This window comes from Pedobacter sp. (genome assembly GCF_035566355.1).
Taxonomy (GTDB): Bacteria; Bacteroidota; Bacteroidia; order Sphingobacteriales; family Sphingobacteriaceae; genus Pedobacter.
On sequence record NZ_DATMRL010000403.1, the window covers coordinates 1 to 20,800 of the forward strand.

Here is a 20,800-nt window from a genome sequence, read left to right on the forward strand (position 1 = left end):
ACTTTTAAGTTCATTCAACTTTTTCAACAATTCAACTTTATCTTCCCGCTCTGGAGAATTGGCCAGCATATTATAAAATGAGGGTCTAAGTTTCGCTTCACTTTCGGGGTGAACACGCATTTCCTCCTTCATAAAAAACAATGCCTGTTTCTGATCTTTTTTTAACCCTGCTGCATCAGGTGGTCCACCACCAAATATGGCCGCCATGCTGGCATAAGAAAATGCCGCTGGCTTCCCTCTTTCATAAACAGGGATCAGATAACCCTTGTTATGGTTGTTATCTATGAGCTTTCCATCTGTTGTACTAAATACAAAACTTAGGAGAACGGTACTGTCCGGTATTTTAAATGCGCCGGTCCAGGAATCTTTCTTTTTCACCAGCCCCACCTTCTCTTCACCTGTGTGTTTAGATTTACTATAAAAATAGACCGTTGCCAGTAAAGCCTCATTGGCAGAAAGCAATGTGCTTTCTGCCTTGTAGATCAGTATTGATCTTTTCCCCGAGACAGGATCCGATGGTATTTTTAAGGCCTCATATTGTTGGGCAGAGGCCTGTAGCAATAACATGCTACCTATAACTGTAAACAAAATCTTCATTTTCATCGTGTTAACCATTAAGTATTCCTTCATCCGCACAAAAATTAAAATGGCCTTCCTTCAACATCAGCGGATAGCTTTTACGCTCCTTTTCTTCATGAAAAACCAGATAGACCGTAGTTTTCTGTTCTACATTACAAGAGAGACGAAACTGGTCATTCTGTATCATTACTGTACTGAGTACCTGTCCGGATTGTTCCATCCTATTCTCAACCAAAGAAACACGCTGACCATTTCTTCCTCGCACTGTACCTGTGAGCAGGAATAGTTTTAAGGGTGCCTTTGCCGCAGCAAGCAACAAGGCCGCCAGGAGCAGCATACAAATCAAAAGGTGTGTCATCGTTATTTATGATTTATTTCAACAGGCTTGTAATCTTGTCTTCCAGCTCTTTCCCGGTAAGATTACTGGCCAGGATTTTGCCGTTTTGGTCAATAACCACATTTGCTGGAATACCAAATATGGGATAGGTTTTTGCAACGCCACTTTTAAAGGCCTGCAGGTCGGAGACATTTCTCCAATTTAACTGCTCTACTTCAGAAGCCTTTTCCCAATTATATTTATTATCATCCATAGAAAAGGATACAATTTCGAAGCCTCTAGATTTGTATTTACTATACAATTGTTTCAACAAAGGAATTTCCTTACGGCATGGGCCACACCAGGACGCCCAGAACTGAACCAGGGTAAACTTATTAGCTTTTACTACCGGGGCTAAGGTCATAGGTTCTCCTTTCAAGTCGGCAGCGGTGAAATCTGCAAATTGTGCACCCAGCATGCCTTCATGCCTTCTGGCCAAAGCGGCAGCCTGTTGTTTTTCCATAGACCTTACTCTTCGCATCATAATGGTATTTTCGCCAACCTTCGGAGCAACTTTATTGATGATCTCCATGGTTTTGGCCGCATCGGGCTGGAGTTCACACATAATAGCGGCCATAACTTTAACTTTAGGATCTGGATTTTTTTTAACCAGATTGGCCAGATACTCGCTCCTGAGGTCTTCCTTTTTTAAAAAGGGTTGTATCATCTCCCACTCTTGTTTTGTGCCTTTTATGGAGGCAATATCCCCGCCTTTAGTTAATTTTCTGAACAGGGCATCTGCAGCCATAAATTCTTTGTCACGCAGATATCCGGAAAGTATTGGGTTATATTTCCCACCCTCTGTTCCAAAAGTACCATCTTCGGAAAAATGATATTTCAGATTTACAGGTTCAATGATTACCGTTCCGCCAAATGTTTTGTTGATTTGAAGTACGGCCAGGCTGATCTCATCTACAGGAACTGAAATTTGGAATTGGTCGTGCTCAATTGTAGCGGAGCCCAGTGTTTGTACTGATCCTTCTGTATACCGTACAAGTTCAACTTTTTGCCCATTCTTACCGGGTGCATGACCACTAAGATTAAACTGATTCTGAGCCATAACAGCCGTAGCAAACATGGTGAAGAAGAACAAGAGCAGATATTTAGGTTGTTTAATTGTTATTGATTTCATCTTTTTGTATTTAATTGTTTATTAGAACCCATGTCAATTAAATGATCGTCACAGGCTCTATGGATTTATAAATTTTAACGTGGATTTTGTACGATTTCAGGGTTTAAGTCTATGTATTTACGGCCAATAGGCAATACACTTCGCGGACTTGAAGGCGCAAGTGTATACGTGGCTCCGTTGATGCTGTGTACAACAGAAATCTGATCGTTATCGAAAACATTATAACGTTTGATATCAAACCAACGAAACCCTAAGAAAGCGAGTTCACGCCTTCTTTCTTGTTTAACCAGGCTTAGTGCTTGTGCAGAGGAGGATGCAGTAAGTGCAAAATTGCTGCCAGTTTTATACCGGGTACTCCGCAAGGTATTGAGGTCATTTACAGCATCTGCTATTTTCCCTGTCCGCGCGTAACACTCCGCTCTAACTAATAACATTTCTGCTGTTGAGGGCCCTTTAGATGGTGTTTTACCAGACCACTCGGTACAGATAAAGCCATTATTTAAGCCAAACGCAGCATCACTCGCAAACCGTGCCTTAAAACGAAGGTCGTTTTGCTGATCATAAAGATTCACCAAGCCCGCGTTTCCGTAAAAGAAGGAACTTGAAGAAACAACTGATTTTAATAGCAATACTTCTTTATTTTGAAGTCCTATAGGTTCCTGGATTGTTCCCGGAAAGGTTTGACTGGCGGGTAAAGTATTATAATCTATCAGGACACTATATCGCTGCAAGGAACTATTGGCATAGTCAAGAGCCCCGGCAATATTATTCATATATAAACTTGTCCTGGCCAGCAAAGCATAAGCTGCCGCTTCTACCGGACGAAAATTAAGGTTAAGCTGGGGTGCAACAGGCAAATTGCCTAAAGCTTGTTTCAGATCCTGTAAAATATAATCATAGACCTCCTGCACCGTTGCCCTTGGAAGTTTCTCTTCAAAATCGAGCCCCTTACGTAGTGGAACTCCTGGGTCTGCAGCTGCTGTAGCAGGATTATATTGTTTGGCATATAAGTTAACCAGAATCAGATAGGCATAAGCTCTCTGCACCTTTGCCTCCGATAACAACTCCGTTTTTTCTGCTGTGGTTCCTCCCTCCGCGTCCATTACCTGAGTAATGACTAGATTGGTCACATAAATTTGGTTGTATAAAGCCTCCCAATCTGGATCAGACTCAAAATCCTGGTAAATATTTTCGGCAAAAGTGAAAACATTCTGGTCTGGAGCTTTGTAAAAACTGGCTGAAAATGCATTAATTTCCATATCATCTCCCATCAGCACATCATTACTGAAGCTATTTACAAAACCATTTGATTTACCCTTAGGCGTTGTCTGATCCAACAAAAGACGAAAATCATTTGCAGTTTGAGGAATGATCTTTCCTTTGGGTACAATGTCCAGGTATTTTTTACAGCCTGTTGATCCTAAAACCATCAAGATCAACAAACAAGTATATTTTAAACTTTTCATATATATGGAATTAAAAGTTTGCTTTTAGAATTAAAGAATACTCCGGCGTTGGAGGTAAAACGATATTGCTGTTCTGCGCTGTGGAGGTTAAATATTCAGGATCAAGACCCGCTTTGTTAAATTTGTAAGCGGCGAGATTCCTGATTTGTACACCTATTGTAAATACAGAAGAAGGATAAGCATGAATAAATTTAACCGGCAACTTATAGTTGATCAGCAATTCCCTAAAACGGATGATAGACGAGGTCTCCACATTTATGTCTGCATATTGCGTATACTGATCATAAATATTAAGGCCACTTAATGTTGCAGGTGCAGCCGGAATATTGGTTATGGCTTCATCTCCCGCTTTTCTCCATCTGTTGTCCCAATCTGAAGAAATTTGAGAAGAGCCACCATAGGCTGTTGAATATTGTATTACCGGAACCCTGAACTTATGCCCCATTTTATAAGTAAAATTGGTGAGCAACGAGAAATTCTTATAACTAAATTCATTAATCAATGCCCCATAATGCGGTGGTACTGTAGTGCCTTGATAGGTCAATGCCAGTGGATTTGCCATTTCTGTTTTATAACCTGTAGCTTGTCCTTTTTCATTATAAACCTGAGGTGTTCCTGAAGCAGAGAGACCGGCCCATTGATAACTATATACATAATTAAGTGGCAAACCCGCTTGAGGCGTCCCGGCAAGGTAAGAGCCAACAGTCTTCTGAGGGAAATCAACTTTAGTGACCTCGTTCTTATTATAGCTATAGTTTAAAGTCGCCGTCCATTTAAAATCCCGGTTAATGATCTGACCGGATATACTTACATCTACCCCTGTATTTTTCATACTGGCGTAATTGATAAATGCACTATTGAAACCATAAGTTCCGTTCACTGTGGCATCCCCCAAAAGATCCGAACTTGCCTTCTTATAATATTCAAGAGAACCTCTAAGGCGTCCACTCATCATGGTAAAATCAATTCCCAGATTGGTTACTTTTGTCTTTTCCCATCTTAGAAGTGGATTCGAAGGATTGGAAACATAGGCATAAGGTTGATTGGTTTGCTGATCAGTGGCTACATTGGCAATCAGAAAAGGGCTGGTTGATTTGTTTATATTTCCATTGATTCCATAAGTAGCCCTCAAGATCAAACTGTTAAATATGGAGTTCTGGAAAAGACGTTCCTTATGAAGCTGCCAACTTGCCCCCGCAGACCATAACCAGACATTTCTATACTGGTCACTAGACCCAAAAAGGTTTGTTTTATCCAATCTGGCACTTCCGTTCAAGGTATATTTCTCCTTATAGGTATAGCCCACATTCGTGTATGTCGAAACAAATCGGTTCAGGTCATCCTGGAATATACTTTCATCCTGTATTAAATTCTGGCTTCCCCTTACATCAGTATACATGGTATTATAGTTTACTCTTGCATACTGCAGGCTCTGTGCATTATACCCATATTTGGTTTGATTGGAGGCTTTGTTTCCGAGTTCTCTCACTTCCATGCCAGCAATGGCAGAAATAACATGTTTACTGTCTGAAAAGTCGCCGTCATATTTCAACAATCCCCGGAAAGTTTGAGAATAAAAACTCGAGTTGTACTCTTTGTAAATACCTCCTTTTGGAATACCAGAGGTTAATACTCCGTTCCTTATACTGGTAGAATAATTGACCGTGTTTCTGACCAGGTACGTCTCCTCATTGTAAATGTCTTTAGTTACTGAATTTCCATACTCATATTGGTAACCTGCCATGGCCATCAGTCCTTTCATGATCTGGTAATCCAAACCTGCAGATACATTCACATCATTTGTTCTAATGGCATTGTCTTTATTATTGAATTCCTGCATGAGGTTATAATTCCAGTTGTAGGGATAACCTGCTTTTACATAGGCGTCTTTATCTGCCTGATAAAATGTTTGAGGTTGAGGAACATAACCGCCATTACTATCCAGAATACGCTGATAAGGCAATAAGTTTTTCAGATCAGTATAGGCCATCCCGTTATCCTTTTCATTGGTCATTACATAGTTTACCCCGATCTGCCCTCTGAGTTTAGGCAGCAAGGTGACCGTTTGAAAAAGATCTGTTACAAAACGCTGCGTATTGTTTCCTTTAAACTGAGAACCGATCTTATCATAGCTAAAAGAAGCCCTATGGGTTGTTTTTTCTCCTTTTCCAGCTAAGGAAAGTGCATACTGCTGCCTGGTGGCCGGGCTCATGAACAGATCCTGAAATTCCTTGTAGGAATTTATGTTCTTTAAAGGCTCTACAATTTGACTTGCACCAGACGGGTTGTTGAGGTAGGTGTCAACCACAGGCGATATTGCTGCACGTGGAAGCCCAGTAGTAAATAAAGTCAGTTTGTTGTCTACTTTAAATTTCTCAAATTCAATGAAAGAAGAACTTGAAGCATAAGGTAGTTTGGTCAGGTCTGCAGCGGGCGAAACTGAAAAAGTAGAAGAAAAATTGATGTCCAGCGGCTTTTTGCTCGATTGTCCTCTTTTCGTTTGTATAACAATAACACCATTTGCCGCCCGCACCCCCCAAATGGATGCTGCCGACGCATCTTTTAATACTGTAATACTCTCCACATCATTCGGGTTAATACTCTCTACCGGACGTTCTATTGGGAAACCATCCAATACAATTAATGGGTCTTTGTTGGAACTGAATGCTAGAGTGCTTTGCCCCCTGATGGTAATTTTCCCGTCGGCATCGGTTAACAGACCTGGTACCTGCCCCTCCAGATAGGTTAAAATATTCAAGTTGCTTCTTTTATCAAGGTCAGCCTGTTTAACAAATCCAAACGAGCCAGCAGCTCGTTCCCGGGGAAGCTTTTGATAACCTGTTGAAACCACTACATTTTGAAGAACCTGAATAGAAGATGTCAGCTTTACCAGCGAACAATCCGCAGCCCCCACCTCTTGTACTTTATAACCAACACAGCTGAAGTACAATACTGCATCTGAGGGTATATTATTGAACTTAAAACGTCCATCTTCACCCGTAATAAATATATCTTTTCTTCCCTTAACGAAGATGGTTACCCTTCCAATCGGTTTTCCACTGGCAGAATCCACCACTTGTCCTTCTACTTTAACCGAGAAGAATAAATTACTGACCTTATCCAGGAAGGAAGGATTCTTCTGTTTAATAACTACAGTCTTATTCTCGATCGTAAAACTAAAAATTTTGGGGTCAAGTACCTTTTTCAATACCTCTTCCAGGGGTGTATTTTTAAAATCTGCACTAACCTTTTTGGAGTTCTGTATTTTGGTAGTGGAAATGAGTACATCATAACCAGTTTGTTTCCGTATTTCACGAAATACCTTTTCCAGAGTTACACTGTTCTCCTTTAAGGTGAGCTTCTGGGCAAAAGTTGGTGCACCAACAACTTGTAGAAGGCCAAATACGAATAGAAGTGCTGTTAGGTTAATTCGCATGATCCATTTTCTTTTATCTACCGTATTGATTCTGTTTACAGCAGAATGTATGTTATAAGACAAGTGGTATATGCGCCGGGAAAGCGCACAAAAATATTTAGTATAATTTTTATACATTTGAGTATCTGTTCTGCGATATGCCCCGTTTTTAGAAGGATAGAGCACTCGCTGAGTTCATGAAATGGTTGATTCGTCAATGTTTCAGGGAACAGGATACAAAGGACTTTGGCCGCAAACCAAAGTCCTTTATTATTTGATCCCTCTTTTCTGAGTATACTTTTACGGGCTTTCTTCTTTAGTTGACATGGTTTGGTTGGTTTATGGTTATATGTTGATTATTTCTTACTGATCACTAATGTTTTGTTATCCATATGGAATTTAACCACTCCGGTACGTTCAAGCATATTTAACACCTTTGAAATCTTCTCATATTTACTGATCGTACCAAAGAAAACTTCCTTTTTAACAGATGGATCTTCGTATCTTAATTCGACATCATACCAACGGGCAACTTTTGTCATCACACTTTCCAGATCTTCATAGTTGAACATAAAATACCCGTTTTTCCAGGCCACCGCATCATCTGCCTGCACTGCTTTAACAGAGATAGCCCGTTCAGAAAGTTCCGATTGCTGGCCTGGTTTTAAGATTCTAATTCCTGAGGGCGCTGTAACTTTTACTGAACCCTCTAGTAAAGTGGTTTTTACAAGATGGTCTTCCTGATAGGCGCTTATATTAAAATGTGTACCCAGCACCCTTACTTCCTGTTGGTCTGTTTTGACAACAAAAGGGTGTTTTGGATCTTTATGTACCTCAAAATAAGCCTCTCCATGGAGCTCAATCTTTCTCTCCCCCTGATTATTAAAGGCAGAAGGGTAAATTAAAGAAGAAGAAGAATTGAGCCATACCGTTGAACCATCCGGCAAACGGACTTGCCATTGGCCACCCCTTGGGGTGGTAATCGTATTGATCAAACCGAGGCGATTTCCCCGTCCATTCTTCATATTATAAACCAACTCCCCATTGGATGTTTTGATAATCTCTACTCCCGCCTCTTCAGCCAGGCGCCCGTTAAGAGCATCTGTTAAAGAAAGTCTCTTACCTCCAGCTAATGTTAAATAAGCCTTATTCCCTCCGGCATTGATATTCTGATAGACAATAGCTGTGTTAGCACTCTGTTTATAATTATTGAAATAAATTAATCCGGAACCAAAGATCAGTAGAATAGCCGCAGCAACAGCAATACGCAACCAAAGTCGCCTTACCTTCCTTCTTGGAACAGCAAGTGGCCCAATAACTTTCCACATTTCTTCTTCAAGCCCTATATAATCAGGTTCAGGAAGCTCATCCACTGCATTTTCTGTCTCCAGCAAGTACCAGCTTTCCAAAGTAGCTTTCTCTTCCGGGCTACATTGGCCGGCAAAGTATTTATCTAAAAGCTGCTCTGGTGTTGGGTTGTCCATTATCTTAATTTTTACTGGAATATATGGTTATGACACCTATGTCAACCTAATGTTGTATCCGGTATTAAAAAAAAATTTAGAAGGTTTTAGAGAAAGGGTAGAAAAACAGACAGGCTGTTTCCAAATTTAGCGCGCAGAATGGTAATTGCCTTGTTCATCTGGGTCTTCACAGTAAGCTCAGAGATATTCATCACCCCAGCAATTTCCTTATAAGATAAACCTGCTTTTCTTTTGAGCTCAAATACCTCTCGCATTCTTGGGGGGAGGTTGGAGATTTCATCTTCAATCAATTTGGCCAGTATCTTTTCGCGCACCAGGTGATCAGTAATGTTTGCACCCTGGTTTATAAAGTCGCCCAGGTTCTTTAAATGATTGGCCTGAACCTTATTGTGCCGGAAGATGTTCAGGATCTGGTTCCTGACACTTGCATATAAATAAGGAGATAATGCTGTTTTGATATCCAGGTCTATTGATGTTGCCCAGAGGTGGATAAAAGTATCCTGTACTACATCTTTTGATGCTTCATCATTTTGAAGAAGCTTCCGGGCATGCCGGAAGAGCAATGGCCAATACCTCCGATAAATCTCTTCGTATGCAGACCGCTCCCCAAGCTGCAATAGCAGCAGAAGTTCCTGATCTGTTTTTTCTGAAAGACTAAGCACCACCAAATCTTATTACTCTTAAATATACTGATAAAAGCAAAGATTATATAAATAATTCATCAGTTGATAATTTATTTAAATTTTTAAGTGATTTTGAGATTGATTTAAAAACTATTTGGTCATGATATTAGATGCACGTTACAGGCATTTCAACCTATTTGTTCTCATTTTTAGGCTTGATTGCTGTTCTGTTTGAATCTGGAACGTTAGATGGTATACTATCAATACCTTATTGTAACAGCTTCCTGAACTCATCCGGGTTAAGTTGATCAACAAAAGTTTCTTTAATGCCCATTAAAAACTTTTCGCCTGTTCTGAAACGGTACATCACATCTATAACAACTGGCTTGGCGCCGCCAGGTGAATATTTTTTCAGGTACTCCGGGTTGATCTGGTACAGTTTTAAACCTTCGGTACCGGTATAAAATTCAGTGAAGTAAAAATTTCCGTATATTTCTTTTGTATTGATGTTGCGGTTATTAGGAACGGTAAAAGCCTTATTATCCCCTTGGACAATAGCCTGCTGATTCAGCCAGTTTTCATCTTTCGATTGCAGCAATTTAACGACAGTTTGTTTTTTCTGCTCACTTATTGTAAGTATGTCTTTTGCACTTTGTTCCTGTACAGCCTGCCTGTTTTTTTGGTCCTGCAAATAGCTACTGTTATTTTTCTGCGATTCTATTATTGTTTTAGACAGGTTCTTTATCCTATCCTGCATATTCGCCACCAACTCAGGCTTTTCCCGGTCATAAAATTCAAGCAGGTCGGTAAGGAATTTTTTTCGGCTTACAGGAATAAAAAAAGGAATATCGGTATGCGTAATTAAAGCATGGCGATATATCAAGCTAACCGTACCCATTGTCACAAAGCCATTACTGCCATTCCAGCCATAACCTTTGCCGGGTCTATTTTCAAGCACCATTCCCTGGCTTTGGGTCAGTTGATCACCTATTCCTTGAGTAGTCAGGTCAATAAAACCATTTCCTTTATTGATCGCATTCGCCAGCCTGTCATCTATAAAAGCATAGTAATTATATACAGCAATAAAGGGGGCATTGATATTCTGGCTGTTTGCGGGAATTTTATAGGCCTCAGCTCTGCCCTCTAAAGAATGGAATACCGTTTGAAACGACGGATTTGCAATTACCCTGAGCACCCCCTGGTATTCATCAACAATAGCCAGTTTATGTGTTTGTATGTTGCAAACAAATTGATGAAAACCCAGGTTGTAAGTATAGCTGCCTACCTGCTGCTGATTATAAAATGATTTTGAATTTAATCCAAAACTAGCTTTTGCCTGCCCTCCGGTAAATTTCAGTTTTGGTTTACAAACACCTTCAAATGCGGTCATCATTTTTGCTGCGTTGGCTATTTCCATTGAAGAAAAGCCGCTTTTGCTTCCACCTGTTGCATAACCAATATGGGCATCCAAAAACCGGCCAGGTTCTTTTTGTACACTTTCGGCAGTGCAATCCTGTTGGGTTTGTTGGGCCTGTAGGGTAAATCCATAAAGTAACAGGCTAATGAATATTATTTTTTTCATTGGTATATAATCTATTTTAAAAAATTGCTGCCAAAGGGTGTAAATCCAGGCCCTGAACTATTAAAGCCACTGTTTACACTTACCGTTACAGAACCTAAATCTGCTGAGACCCCGCCCCCCATCGGTCCGTTTATTTCTGCTCCTGCCGATCCGGTAACGATCAAATCAATGGGGTTCATATTGCCATCAAACTGGATAGTGGTTTCTACGGATGCGCCAATTTTTCCGCCAAGCTTGCCAATCTCAAATTCTTTGTCTTTTCCGGCCTTTGTAGTAAAACTATGCCCTGTGGTTTCCCAGGTTACCGGATCATAGCTCCTGCTGTAACTAAATTCACCCGCCGGAATACTGCCATACACTGAAAATCCTTCACAGTTCATTTTTCCGCCAAACACTTTGGCATCAAAACCAAAATCCACTTCACAATGTTCCCTTTCCCATTGCTGTATCACACCTTTGGAATTGTTATCCTTTTTTAAATAATCGCCACATGGCTTTGATAAACCGCCATCTACATAAAATGGAAACAACGAACGGAAACCGTTTAGATCGTTGAGGTATCCAGCATAAGCCTGATAGTTTACAGGTGTAGGATCTTGCATGGACTGCATCACAATCGTATTCCAGAATAGATATTCCTGTAAACGCTGGTTCATCAAATCTTCCATATTGCGGATATATTGATTATTGATTTCAGCCGATTTTTCCAGCCATTTATTTTGTCTTGCTGTTCTTAGTTCGCAGAGTTCTTTTTCAATTTGTACAGCCCGATCGTTTGCTGCTCCTTTGCCTTCTCCGTCATCCAGTTTACTTTTCTCTTTTACCAGGGCGTCAATTTTATCATCAAAATCCATTTTCAATCCCTGTTTCAATTCTTCAATTCTTTGCTTCGCGTTTGTCGTTTCTTTTTTCATCCTGCTGATGTAGGAAACGCTGTATTGCGGATTATCAATGGCATTCAGCATAATACTGGCCTGGGCCATAAACGGATTAGTAAAACCAGCTTTTATATCTTTTACCATTTTAGCAGCGCCAGGTTTTCCGGCATTGGCCACAATTTGTTGCACTTGTGCCATCCGTTTATTCATATTATCCGTCAGTTGTTTGCCGTACTCTTTTTGCAATTGTGCACCTGTTTTTTTTGCTTCGTTTATAGTCGCATCCAGGTTACGGAAAAAGCCATTTACTTCTGGATAGGCCAAAAGTGCATTTTCGTAACTATTAGGTATTGGGGGAATGATAAAGCGTTTGGTGATGCTGTGATCTTTATAAAAGCGTTTAAAATTATTGCGTATGGCCTTATACATAGCTGATTTATCGGCTGTGGGCGACACTTGTTGCAAAAGGTTAATATTTTGCGTGGTAGCACCGCCGTGTGCAATGGCTTTTTGAAGATAGCCAGCGCATAGCGGTTTATCGCCTTGTTTCTGTGCAATTAATGCCAACGAACGGTAAGCTTGGGAATTGGTAGAATCTTTAGCTACGGCAGAAAGCAACAACCCTTTTGCTTTATCTACATTGCCCAGGCTGAGCAAAGCCTGACCGGTGTTATTGAGAACGGTACTACTACCAGGTAGTAACTTTTGGGCATACAATAATACAGGAAGGGATTTATGTGCATAACCTGAAATGGTGAGCAGGCTACCCAGGTTATTGAGGGAAACCATATCGTCTGGATTGGTTATACAAGCATTCAATAAGAGAAACAGTGCTTTGTCTAATTCATTATTTGCCCAAAATACCATAGCATACTTTCCGGTTTTTTCGCCTTTGTTCATTAGATTTTTTACTGCGCTTTTACTTTCAGGCTTTATCCGTTTATCTGCTTCGGCAAAAATAGGTGTTAGATAAGCCGTTAGCTGAGACTTGGTTTGGGGTGTGCCGGCAATTTTAAGTTCAGAGATTTTATCAGGAACAATATTCGGATCGGTATTCCGTACCATTACGTTCATGTTGCCTTTTGCATTATCGTCTAGACCATGCTGTGCATTTTGCATAGCTTTATTGGCACCCATTTTTTCCATCATGTCCTCAAAATTCTTTCTGGCCTCGGGGCTCATGGCTGCCTTTTTGGCCTCCAGCTGTTTTTGGGCTTCGGCCATTTTTTTTCTGTCTGCTTCCGTTTGCTCTTTGCTGGGCTTTTGAGAAAAAGAAATGCTGCTCATGAGCATCAGCATAACTGTGACTAAGTATTTCATATTTTTAGTATTTCCATTTATGATTAGTTTTCGAAAGACAAGCCATCATTTTAGCGCCTTTCTCTTCGTTATCAACGCAATTGAAACTATAAGCCTGATTCATATTTCCCAGCCTGTCAGCAGTCAATGTAGCTCCTATAATGATTTTCATGTTTTCTAGATTTACAGTGTAAAATTAGAATCGGAGAAAAAGCATATCAATCATTAAAAAAGATGATTTATATGGATGCGATACTAAAAAAATCATTAAAAAAGAGGATAAGCACCTCATTATGAACAAGGAAAATTATTTCCCGTGCTGTAGAAGAAGATGAAAAAGGTTTCGAAGCAGGCTTATTAAGCTTTATATGTCCCAAACATCCGGTCCCAGATGGAGGTATAAAAACCAAAGTTTTTTTGTTCGTTTAAATGATGTCGGTTGTGAAATTTTGTGGTTCCTAAAAATAATCGTTCTGTCCATTTTGGAAAGAATTCCCGGTTTAGATGACCAACGGTTCCCCAAATCAAATTTATGAATAGATAAATGGTCATGGAAAAAACAGAAAACTCATGCAACATAAAAACAAAGATCATCATTAATCCGAATCCCAAGGTTTCAAACGGATGCAACACAAAAAGGCTCAGGAAATTAGTACTGATATGTTCGTGATGTTTGCGGTGTAAAATTTTATAAATAAACGGGTGATGCGCCAGGTAATGGAAAATATACATCAACAGATCCATCACCAGGATAATAGCTGCAATTTCAACAAGAAGTGTTAAAATAGTTTTGGATTCGTTTAATATAATCCATCCTGATTTCCACGAATAAACACCAATCAACATCACGAGGCTATTGAGAAATAAGGTGAACAAACTTACATACAAATCAGATTTAAGAAAAGGATGATCAGTGGCTTGGATCTTGTTTTTCGGACAGGTTTTATCAATAAAAATGTAAAAGCCAATTGAAAACAAATACAAAAATGTATTGGATATCAAACTGAAAATAATCCACTCCAACCAAGATAGATTTTCAAAAAATGAAAGAAAATTCAAAACTCCGGCAATTTAACTTAGCTTATAAAGATAAGCTAAGTTTTGTTATATTCTTCGTCGGTCACAGGTTTCAACCACACTGTTGGGCCTTTTTCTCGCCCAGTAATCGCAATCTGCACAAATGCAGTATCTGCACTGGCCCCATGCCAATGCGGAACATCTGGCGGACATTTTACAACGTCCCCTCTGTGTAGTATTTGTTTGGACTTTCCTTTTTCCTGGTAGTAACCGACACCATCAGTTACCAGTAATATTTGCCCTGCCGGATGGATATGCCATTTACTTCTGGCCCCAGGTTCAAATGTTACATTACCCACCGCCGTCTCATTTAAGCTGTCTGCATTTATAAGAGATTTCACCCATACCTCTCCCTTGAAATTATCGGTTGTATTCTTATCCCCCCGCGCAAAAATAAGGGCGTTTTGTTTTGGATCTTCTATTTTTTGATGGTAGTTGCAGGATGCAAAAAAAACAATTGCAAACGGCAGTATATATATAAGATTATGCTTCATCATACTATATTTTAAAGATTGGTTTTATAAAAACTCACCAATTTATTTACAGCTTGTACTACATATTCAGGTTTCCAATAGGTTTGAATGTGGGTAGCGCCATCAATCAGAAACAATTCTTTGTTTTTTGCATGGATTGCTTTTGGGAATGCTTCATCTGTCATATACTTTGTATCAGATTTGCTTCCGGCCATCATCAACAAAGGTTGTTCAATTAAATCCATATGCTCAGCAGCATCCCAGGTCATTAAGTCAAGCAGACTACTGGTTGTATATAAAAAGGTGGAATTGGGATGCGCGTGGGTTCTGTAATAGTACTCATATCCTTCACGGTACAGATCGGTCGAAGTTTTGGCAATTTCTTCGTCTGTGATATTTGCTACACCTGAGAATTTAACTTCCCCACCTGCTGCTTCCTGTGCACGGGCATCAGATGCTTGTTTTAAGCGGTCTTGAACAGTGTTTAATTGAGAATTTTGGAAACCGTTGCGTCTAACCTCACCTGAATTAAACATACTCAAAGTAGCTACAGCTTTAAAGCGCTTATCGCCCTGTGCAGCTTTTAATGTATAGCCACCTCCACCACAGATACCTAAAACACCTAAACGTTTTGCATCAACACCTGGGTACTGCGTAATATAATCCGCCATACCGCGAATATCTTCTGTACGGAATTGGGGTTTATCTGTATGACGGGGCTCGCCACCACTTGCTCCCTGATAAGCTGCGTCAGCAGCAATGGTGATATAACCTGCTTCTGCCAAACGTTGTGCGTACAAACCAGCAGTTTGCTCTTTTATTCCACCGTTAGGGTGTGCAACCGCTACAGCCGGATAATTCTTTGAAGCATCGTAATTTGCAGGCGTATAAACATTCGCAGCAATCTCAATCCCGTTCAATTTATATTTTACCGGATGGATATTTACTTTTCCTTTTTCATTTTTGGTGATTGCTCCATCGTATACCAGGGTATATGGATTTTGCTCCGCTTTTTTATAATACTGCGATTGTGCGTTTGCCACTTCCGCAGTAGCCATGGATGTTGCTATGGCGATTATTGATGTTAGCTTTTTCATCTTTTAATGTTTAAAATTTACTTAGTTTTTAATACTTCATTCAAGACCTTTTGCGCTGACCCAGCCTCTTTTTTGCCAACTGAATGTTTAATAACTTCAATGAACTGCTGTAGTTGTTCCGCTGTTAAACCAACATTCAGGCAAATCTTTAGATGCGATTGTAGCATGGGTTCTACACCTCCGATGCCTGCAAGAACAGATACAGTTGCCAGTTCTCTTTCGGTATAGGTCAATACATTCCTTTCAAAAATATCAGCGAACAGGTGCTCCTTCAGAAAGATTTCAATTACGGGTGCAAAAGCCGAATAGCCAGTTTGGGGTCCATTTTGCGGAGCGCCTAAAAGCGTATCCAAAATGGCCTTGCCACGGTCGTACTTGTTGCGCTGGTCTTTTATTGGGGATGCTTCGGTGCCTGTTATATCATTGGTCCCCTTGGCCTTGCGTTCGTCCAATACGGTCATAAAAGTCTGTAATCCCCGGATGCTACGCGGAAACCCCGCATAGGCATAAACATGGACCAAAATTTCCTTGATCTGATTGACGGTCAAACCCGCATCAAGTCCTTTGTTCAGTTCTGTTTTCAGTTTAACCAGTTCACCTTTGCCAGTAAGTGAAGAAATGCGAACAATTGCCTGTTGTTTGCTATCCAGATCCTGGGTTGGATTGGTTTGGGCATTGGTGCCCGTAGTAATTATTACTGCCATGACCAATAAGATTGATTTTATAAGTTTGCTCATCATCAACCAGTATTATTTATCCAATCCTTTTTCTTTTAGCCATTTTGACAATTCGTCCGCCACCTGAACATTATTCAGGTCTGCAAAAGCGAAATGCGTATTGCCTTTAATGCCAACTTCTGGAAGGTGTACTACTGTGGCCTCACCTCCATGTTTGTTGATGGTAGCGGCCCATAACCTTGCCATTTCAAGCCCCGAACGCCAATGGTCTTCGTTCCAGACTTTGGTAGGTTCTTTAGCGATGTTATCGCCATAATAGATCACAATCGGTATTTTGGTCAGCTTGTTAAAATCAGCCAATGGTATTTCCACGCCGTTTAATGCTCCGAAAAGACCATTTGATTGGATAGGCTGGGGAAGCTCTCCCTTTGGGAATACAAAACCACTATATGGCTCGTAAGCTACGACCGCTTTAACCTTATCATTCTTTATAGCTGTAAGCCAGCCCGGCCCACCGCCCTGCGAATGGGTAATCAGGATGCCTTCCCCGATTTTATCGAACAGTGCTGCTACTGCATTTGTGATAACACCCGCATCAAAAGCGCCCGTATTGGGGGTCATCTGCCTGTAAAACTGTTCCAGCGAAGCTGGATCTTTCGGGAACTGCACATTTGGAAAATAATCGGGATAATTGCCAATTCTGAATTGGGTAAACCAAAACTGCTCGTCCGCGGCAGGCTTGATGGTCACATCAACGGTACTTTTTCCTGCTTCGCCCCGTCGTGGCTGATCCAATAAGTAAACCCCAAAACCGCGTCTTAAAAATATATTCTGAAAGCCTTCTCTTCCGTCCACGGTTGTTTCCCAGGTCTTTTTCGATTGTCCCGCACCATGCAGAAAAACCAAAGGATACTTACGGACTTTTACAGGTATCTGATAAAATACATAAGCGTGGTCGCCATGAAAGGTTTGTCCCTGCGGTTTCAGTGCATTATTCACGTCAAAACTTCCAGGCTCCGTCGTCATTGTTCCACCAACAGCGAAGCTGCCTTGTTCTGAAATGGTTAATGGTTTCATTTTGTTTTGAGCTTTCAGTGATACTGATGCTGCTAATACTAAAGCAAATGCCCCTATAACCCTTATAAATTCCTTTTTCATATCCGTTGGTTTTTATTTCCCTACTCTGTTTTGTAATTGTTCGGAATACCGTGCACCCACAATCTGAATATCTTTCAAAGCTGTTTCTATGTCTTTCAGTTCAGCATCGTTCAACTGGATACCAACAGCTCCGATGTTCTCCTGTAAGCGGTGTAGTTTGGTCGTTCCGGGAATAGGTACTATCCACGGCTTTTGAGCCAGCAACCATGCCAATGCAATCTGTGCGGGGCTTGCCTGCTTTACCGCGGCAATGCCCTTCACAAGGTCTACCAATACTTGGTTGGCTTTCCTGTTTTCTTCCGTAAAACGGGGGACGGTATTCCTGAAATCCGTTGGATCGAACTTTGTCGCTTCGTTAATGGCGCCTGTTAAGAAACCCTTACCCAAAGGGCTGAATGGTACAAAACCAATCCCAAGTTCTTCCAGTGTTGGTATAATTTCTTGTTCGGGTTCGCGGAAGAACAATGAATATTCGCTTTGCAGTGCTGTTAAAGGCTGTACCGCATGTGCCCTGCGGATAGTCGCTGCACCGGCTTCAGATAAGCCCCAATGTCTGATCTTGCCTTCTTTGATTAAATCCTGGATAGTTCCGGCAACCTCTTCAATAGGTGTATTGGGATCAACACGGTGCTGATAAAACAAGTCGATATAATCGGTTTTCAGCCTTTTCAGGGATGCTTCTGCTACTGTTCTAATCCTTGCAGGGCTGCTGTCCAGGCCTTTTTTTGAATTACCATCCTCAAAACCGAATTTGGTAGCGATCACCACTTTATCCCGGAAAGGTACTAGGGCTTCACCTAATAATTCTTCGTTGGTAAACGGGCCATAACATTCGGCAGTATCAAAAAATGTAATCCCTGCTTCAAAGGCATTACGCAGCAGTTTAATGGCTTCCTGCTTATCCGTAGCGGGACCATATCCGAAACTTAGCCCCATGCAGCCTAAACCTATGGCGGAAACTTCCAGACCACCGTTTCCTAATATTCTATTTTTCATTTTTGTTTTTTAATTTAGGGTTATATATCCAGCTTGCGCTCGCTCAGCCATTTTACTTTGTCGGGATCAAGGTGATCAAAGAACAGGCTTGTATTGGTATCCAATGTCGCGATGTTCTGCATATCCTGGGCTGACAGTTCAAAATCGAAAATGTTGAAATTTTCAGCCATTCTTTCTTTGCGGACTGACTTTGGAATGGCGATAACACCTCTCTGTGTTAACCACCTTAGTATTACCTGTGCTACCGACTTATTGTATTTTTCACCAATAGCCGATAAAACTTCATTGTGGAATATATTGTTCTTGCCTTCTGCAAACGGACCCCATGACTGTATCTGTACGTTGTTTTGAGAAAGAAATTTCTGGGTTTCAATCTGTTGGTGAAACGGATGGGTTTCAATCTGGTTAACGGCAGGTGTGAAACCACTGTTTATGCTGAGATCCATTATTCTGTCAGGATGAAAGTTGGCAACGCCGATTGCTTTAATCTTTCCTTCGTGGTATAATTCCTGCATGGCCCGCCATGACCCGAAAATATCACCGTATGGCTGGTGAATCAGATACAAATCCAAATATTCCAGCTGCAATCTGTTCAAAGACCTTTGGAATGCAGCTTTTGTTTTTTCGTAACCGGTGTCCTGCACCCAAAGCTTGGTGGTAATAAATAATTCTTCCCTGGCTACGCCACAGTTTTTAATGGCATTACCTACCGGGGTTTCATTCATATAAGAGGCCGCAGTATCTATAAGTCTGTAACCTGTTTCAATAGCATCAATAACCGCTCTTTCACACTCGGCGGCATCGGGTATCTGGAAAACACCAAATCCTAATATTGGCATTTCTACTCCGTTGTTCAGCTTTATTGTTTTCATTTTCTATCGATTTTTTAATTTCTTGTAAAACGATTGGGATAGGACAAAGTTCTGATTTGATTTAGAGTGAATTGGTATACAGATTACGGATTTTGCTACCAATATTACTGATTGCACATTGGGTATAGTTATGGGTATGTAAGATTGTCTATTTTTGTATCAACAAGAACCAATAAATATGGAAAAGGCATATACTTTTGATACCGTAAGCCAGTACAATGCTTTCAATAACCACGAGACATTGCACCCTTTGGTCAGTATCATTGATTTCTCAAAAGCGAACAAAAGGACAGGGTCAAGAATGACATTTGGACTTTACTGTATTTTCCTTAAAGAAGTGCATTGCGGTGATATAAAATATGGGTGTAATTATTATGATTACGAAGAAGGAACGCTGGTTTTCATTTCTCCAGGGCAGGTGCTCGATGTGGAAAACAAGGTGGATCTTTACCAGCCAATGGGACATGCTCTGGTATTTCATCCTGACTTGATCAAGGGAACATCGCTGGCCAAAAGCCTAAATGAATACAGTTTTTTCTCCTATAAAACGAATGAGGCACTGCATCTGTCCAAAAAGGAAAGGAAGATCGTTCTCGACTGCTTTTCCAAGATTGAATGTGAATTGAGCCAGTCGGTAGATAAGCATAGTAAAAAGTTGATCGCATCAAATATCGAACTGTTCCTCAATTATTGCGAAAGATTTTACGACCGCCAGTTTATTACCCGGGAAAACGTCAATAGAGGCATATTGGAGAAGTTTGAAGAAGAGTTAAACAGCTATTTCGCTTCCGAAAAGCCTTATAGTATAGGCTTGCCTTCGGTGGCTTATTTCGCAGATGAACTTCATTTATCACCCAACTATTTTGGTGACCTGATTAAAAAGGAAACAGGTAAATCGGCTCAGGAATACATCCAGAACAAGATAATCGATATAGCAAAAGATAAACTTTTTGGGAATACTAAGACGATCAGTGAAATTGCATATGAGTTGGGCTTTAAATATTCGCAGCATTTTAGCCGGTTGTTTAAGCAAAGAGTTGGTGTATCTCCAAACGAATACAGGTTATTAAATTAACCTCTATCTAAATCCCGTGCCTTATTATCGGTTATTGTGATCCTTAATTTTTATTTTCTTCGTTTTTGAGCATACATTTAGATTTAGTAAATTTGTAATTCAATAAAAATACACCTTACATCTATTGCCTAAACAAAGGCTATTTTAAAAAATTACATGCTAAAATTTTCCTTTCAAAAATCACTTATTTTATCCTTTTTTCTACTTTCCTTCCTAAATTCCTATTCACAAAAGAAAGTAAACGTTGTCTTAATTGGCACATATCATTTCAATAACCCGGGAAATGATGCTGTTAAATCAATTAGCAGAGATATTCTATCTAAAGAAAATCAACTTGGCTTAGAACAAATAACAGATTTAATTGTAAAAAAATACAGGCCCGACCAGATTTTTGTAGAAAGTAATTACAATAAAAAAAAGGAGCTTAATGATCAATACCAGCTCTATCTTGCCGGTAAATTTTCGTCCTATACAGACACTATAAAGAATGCCCGCCTTAAAAAATTTTATACAGAAGGCGAAACTTATCAACTTGCTTTTC

Annotated in this window: 19 protein-coding genes; 2 read left to right on the plus strand and 17 right to left on the minus strand. The window is 40.3% G+C overall.

What is annotated here, in order from left to right:
* The 17 genes from VNZ46_RS15485 to VNZ46_RS15565 form a co-directional block, all read right to left on the minus strand.
* Nucleotides 1-597: hypothetical protein (locus tag VNZ46_RS15485; RefSeq protein WP_325560969.1), on the minus strand; the 597-nt coding region annotated here is incomplete at its 3' end.
* Nucleotides 598-607: 10 nt separating this feature from the next.
* Nucleotides 608-937 carry a DUF4369 domain-containing protein gene (locus VNZ46_RS15490; protein WP_325560970.1) on the minus strand — a complete coding sequence of 110 codons (330 nt, stop codon included), beginning with the start codon at nt 935-937 and terminating at the stop codon, nt 608-610.
* A gap of 13 nt (nt 938-950) precedes the next feature.
* Nucleotides 951-2,087, minus strand: coding sequence for a TlpA disulfide reductase family protein (locus tag VNZ46_RS15495; RefSeq protein WP_325560971.1), 1,137 nt, complete (start codon nt 2,085-2,087; stop codon nt 951-953).
* 74 nt (nt 2,088-2,161) lie between these two features.
* Nucleotides 2,162-3,553 (minus strand): RagB/SusD family nutrient uptake outer membrane protein, encoded by a 1,392-nt coding sequence (locus VNZ46_RS15500; protein WP_325560972.1) that lies wholly within the window; start codon nt 3,551-3,553, stop codon nt 2,162-2,164.
* A gap of 10 nt (nt 3,554-3,563) precedes the next feature.
* Nucleotides 3,564-7,052 carry a SusC/RagA family TonB-linked outer membrane protein gene (locus VNZ46_RS15505; RefSeq protein WP_325560973.1) on the minus strand — a complete coding sequence of 1,163 codons (3,489 nt, stop codon included), beginning with the start codon at nt 7,050-7,052 and terminating at the stop codon, nt 3,564-3,566.
* Nucleotides 7,053-7,324: 272 nt separating this feature from the next.
* Entirely contained in the window at nt 7,325-8,452 is a 1,128-nt protein-coding gene (locus tag VNZ46_RS15510; protein WP_325560974.1) for a FecR family protein, read from the minus strand.
* 86 nt (nt 8,453-8,538) lie between these two features.
* A complete protein-coding gene (locus VNZ46_RS15515) occupies nt 8,539-9,114 on the minus strand; it encodes an RNA polymerase sigma-70 factor (protein ID WP_325560975.1) in 576 nt (191 codons plus the stop codon).
* 229 nt (nt 9,115-9,343) lie between these two features.
* Nucleotides 9,344-10,657, minus strand: coding sequence for a hypothetical protein (locus VNZ46_RS15520; protein WP_325560976.1), 1,314 nt, complete (start codon nt 10,655-10,657; stop codon nt 9,344-9,346).
* 11 nt (nt 10,658-10,668) lie between these two features.
* Entirely contained in the window at nt 10,669-12,855 is a 2,187-nt protein-coding gene (locus VNZ46_RS15525; protein ID WP_325560977.1) for a hypothetical protein, read from the minus strand.
* A 4-nt stretch (nt 12,856-12,859) separates the two neighbouring features.
* A complete protein-coding gene (locus VNZ46_RS15530; protein WP_325560978.1) occupies nt 12,860-13,006 on the minus strand; it encodes a hypothetical protein in 147 nt (48 codons plus the stop codon).
* Nucleotides 13,007-13,191: 185 nt separating this feature from the next.
* On the minus strand, nt 13,192-13,680 hold the full coding sequence (locus tag VNZ46_RS15535) for a sterol desaturase family protein (RefSeq protein ID WP_325560979.1): 489 nt from the start codon (nt 13,678-13,680) through the stop codon (nt 13,192-13,194).
* A 248-nt stretch (nt 13,681-13,928) separates the two neighbouring features.
* Nucleotides 13,929-14,408: a cupin domain-containing protein gene (locus VNZ46_RS15540; RefSeq protein ID WP_325560980.1), complete on the minus strand. Its 480-nt coding sequence runs from the start codon at nt 14,406-14,408 to the stop codon at nt 13,929-13,931.
* A gap of 8 nt (nt 14,409-14,416) precedes the next feature.
* Nucleotides 14,417-15,481 carry an alpha/beta hydrolase gene (locus VNZ46_RS15545; protein ID WP_325560981.1) on the minus strand — a complete coding sequence of 355 codons (1,065 nt, stop codon included), beginning with the start codon at nt 15,479-15,481 and terminating at the stop codon, nt 14,417-14,419.
* 17 nt (nt 15,482-15,498) lie between these two features.
* Nucleotides 15,499-16,185, minus strand: a complete 687-nt coding sequence (locus tag VNZ46_RS15550) for a carboxymuconolactone decarboxylase family protein (protein ID WP_325560982.1) — start codon at nt 16,183-16,185, stop codon at nt 15,499-15,501.
* Nucleotides 16,186-16,230: 45 nt separating this feature from the next.
* Nucleotides 16,231-17,316 (minus strand): alpha/beta fold hydrolase, encoded by a 1,086-nt coding sequence (locus tag VNZ46_RS15555; RefSeq protein ID WP_325560983.1) that lies wholly within the window; start codon nt 17,314-17,316, stop codon nt 16,231-16,233.
* 12 nt (nt 17,317-17,328) lie between these two features.
* Nucleotides 17,329-18,312 (minus strand): aldo/keto reductase, encoded by a 984-nt coding sequence (locus VNZ46_RS15560; protein WP_325560984.1) that lies wholly within the window; start codon nt 18,310-18,312, stop codon nt 17,329-17,331.
* Between the two features lie 20 nt (nt 18,313-18,332).
* A complete protein-coding gene (locus tag VNZ46_RS15565) occupies nt 18,333-19,184 on the minus strand; it encodes an aldo/keto reductase (RefSeq protein ID WP_325560985.1) in 852 nt (283 codons plus the stop codon).
* Between the two features lie 178 nt (nt 19,185-19,362).
* Between VNZ46_RS15565 and VNZ46_RS15570 the strand changes: the two genes are divergently transcribed.
* A complete protein-coding gene (locus tag VNZ46_RS15570) occupies nt 19,363-20,259 on the plus strand; it encodes a helix-turn-helix domain-containing protein (RefSeq protein ID WP_325560986.1) in 897 nt (298 codons plus the stop codon).
* Nucleotides 20,260-20,415: 156 nt separating this feature from the next.
* Nucleotides 20,416-20,800, plus strand: a 385-nt coding sequence (locus tag VNZ46_RS15575) for a hypothetical protein (RefSeq protein WP_325560987.1), incomplete at its 3' end; no start/stop codon positions are given.

Coding starts and splice junctions, on each gene's coding strand:
- VNZ46_RS15490 (WP_325560970.1), bottom strand. CDS start 937: ATGACACACCTTTTGATTTGTATGCTGCTCCTGGCGGCCTTGTTGCTT.
- VNZ46_RS15495 (WP_325560971.1), bottom strand. CDS start 2,087: ATGAAATCAATAACAATTAAACAACCTAAATATCTGCTCTTGTTCTTC.
- VNZ46_RS15500 (WP_325560972.1), bottom strand. CDS start 3,553: ATGAAAAGTTTAAAATATACTTGTTTGTTGATCTTGATGGTTTTAGGA.
- VNZ46_RS15510 (WP_325560974.1), bottom strand. CDS start 8,452: ATGGACAACCCAACACCAGAGCAGCTTTTAGATAAATACTTTGCCGGC.
- VNZ46_RS15520 (WP_325560976.1), bottom strand. CDS start 10,657: ATGAAAAAAATAATATTCATTAGCCTGTTACTTTATGGATTTACCCTA.
- VNZ46_RS15525 (WP_325560977.1), bottom strand. CDS start 12,855: ATGAAATACTTAGTCACAGTTATGCTGATGCTCATGAGCAGCATTTCT.
- VNZ46_RS15530 (WP_325560978.1), bottom strand. CDS start 13,006: ATGAAAATCATTATAGGAGCTACATTGACTGCTGACAGGCTGGGAAAT.
- VNZ46_RS15535 (WP_325560979.1), bottom strand. CDS start 13,680: ATGTTGATTGGTGTTTATTCGTGGAAATCAGGATGGATTATATTAAAC.
- VNZ46_RS15540 (WP_325560980.1), bottom strand. CDS start 14,408: ATGATGAAGCATAATCTTATATATATACTGCCGTTTGCAATTGTTTTT.
- VNZ46_RS15545 (WP_325560981.1), bottom strand. CDS start 15,481: ATGAAAAAGCTAACATCAATAATCGCCATAGCAACATCCATGGCTACT.
- VNZ46_RS15550 (WP_325560982.1), bottom strand. CDS start 16,185: ATGGCAGTAATAATTACTACGGGCACCAATGCCCAAACCAATCCAACC.
- VNZ46_RS15555 (WP_325560983.1), bottom strand. CDS start 17,316: ATGAAAAAGGAATTTATAAGGGTTATAGGGGCATTTGCTTTAGTATTA.
- VNZ46_RS15560 (WP_325560984.1), bottom strand. CDS start 18,312: ATGAAAAATAGAATATTAGGAAACGGTGGTCTGGAAGTTTCCGCCATA.
- VNZ46_RS15565 (WP_325560985.1), bottom strand. CDS start 19,184: ATGAAAACAATAAAGCTGAACAACGGAGTAGAAATGCCAATATTAGGA.
- VNZ46_RS15570 (WP_325560986.1), top strand. CDS start 19,363: ATGGAAAAGGCATATACTTTTGATACCGTAAGCCAGTACAATGCTTTC.